Source organism: Mesorhizobium sp. M7A.F.Ca.CA.003.01.2.1, from assembly GCF_003998945.1.
GTDB classification, from domain to species: domain Bacteria; phylum Pseudomonadota; class Alphaproteobacteria; order Rhizobiales; family Rhizobiaceae; genus Mesorhizobium; species Mesorhizobium ciceri.
The window spans coordinates 1-1,412 of sequence record NZ_RZRA01001188.1 but is presented as its reverse complement, the minus strand read 5'-3'; the positions used below and the strand labels follow the sequence as shown (position 1 = coordinate 1,412).

Genomic DNA, 1,412 nt, shown 5'->3' with positions numbered 1-1,412 from the left:
GGTATAGGCATCGAATGTGGCATCAGGGAAGGGCAGTTCCTCGGCATTGGCCTCGACGAAATCGGTGTTGCCGGACAGGCCCTTCTTTTCGGCCCGGTCGCGGCCGACAGCCAGCATCGAGCCATTGATGTCGAGCACGGTGGCATGGGCATTGCCGTGGCTGGCATCGACGATGCGAAAGGCAATGTCGCCGGTGCCTCCGGCAACGTCGAGCACCTTCCAGCCCGCCCGTTTAGGCGGATTGAGCCAGGTGACCATGGCGTCCTTCCACAGCCGGTGCAGGCCGGCCGACATCAGATCGTTCATCAGGTCGTAGCGGTTGGCGACCTTGTGGAAAACATCGTTGACCAGGGACTGCTTGTCGCCAGCCCCTACACGCTTGAAACCATAGGAGGTTTCCATGCCGCCCGCGGCCGTGGTTCTCTCAACTGACATTTTTTTGATCCGTCATAAAACCGGCGGGACCATAGCCGATCGATGGTGCGGGCGCTATTGTTTAAGGCGCGGTGTTCAGCCGCGCTTCCAGGTGGCGGGTTTTCGAGACCTGGACGGACCGACGGGATGATTGAATGCCTTTGAAAGCGGAACTGCACTGCCACATCGAAGGGGCAGCGGCGCCCGAACTCGTCATCCGCCAGGCGCAGAAATACGGCAAGGACACCTCGCCCTATATCCAGAACGGTTCCTTCGTCTGGCACGATTTCACCTCCTTCCTGGCGGCTTATGATTTTTCCGCCGATCTGTTCCGGACCGAGGAGGACTATGCGCGGCTGGCCGACCACTATCTGACCAGCCTTGCCCGCGACGGCGCCATCTATTCCGAGGTGTTCACCTCGCCGGACCACGCTAAAAAAGCCGGCCTGTCGCCCAAGGCCTATACCGACGCGCTCGGCGAAGGCATGGCCCGCGCCAAGGCCAAGACCGGCATCGAGGGCCGCATGATCGTCACCGGCGTGCGCCATGTCGGCGTCGAGTCGATCGAGCAGGCGGCGCGCTTCGCGGCGCGCTGCGGGCATCCGCTGGTCACCGGTTTCGGCGTTGCCGGCGATGAGCGGATCGGTGATATGGAGGACTATGTCAGGGCTTTCGAGATCGCTCGCGAAGCCGGGCTCGGCATCACCATCCATGCCGGCGAACTGACGGGCTGGGAGACCGTCCAGGCGGCGCTGGATCACATCCGCCCGTCCCGCATCGGCCATGGCGTGCGCGCCATCGAGAACCCGGACCTCGTCCGGCGCATCGCCGACGAGGGTATCGTGCTGGAATGCTGCCCCGGTTCCAACATCGCGCTCAAGGTGTTCGACAGTTTCGCCGATCATCCGTTTCCGGCCCTGCAGGCGGCAGGCTGCAAGGTGACGCTCAATTCCGACGATCCGCCCTATTTCTGGACCTCGCTCAAGCGTGAATACGAT

The 1,412-nt window shown here is 62.7% G+C and carries 2 protein-coding genes; one reads left to right on the top strand and one right to left on the bottom strand.

Annotated elements, in window-relative coordinates:
* Positions 1-435, bottom strand: a 435-nt coding sequence (locus EN969_RS31060; RefSeq protein WP_127419734.1) for a class I SAM-dependent methyltransferase, incomplete at its 3' end; no start/stop codon positions are given.
* A gap of 134 nt (positions 436-569) precedes the next feature.
* On the opposite strand from EN969_RS31060, the gene EN969_RS31055 reads away from it, so the two are divergent.
* Positions 570-1,412: adenosine deaminase (locus EN969_RS31055; protein ID WP_127419733.1), on the top strand; the 843-nt coding region annotated here is incomplete at its 3' end.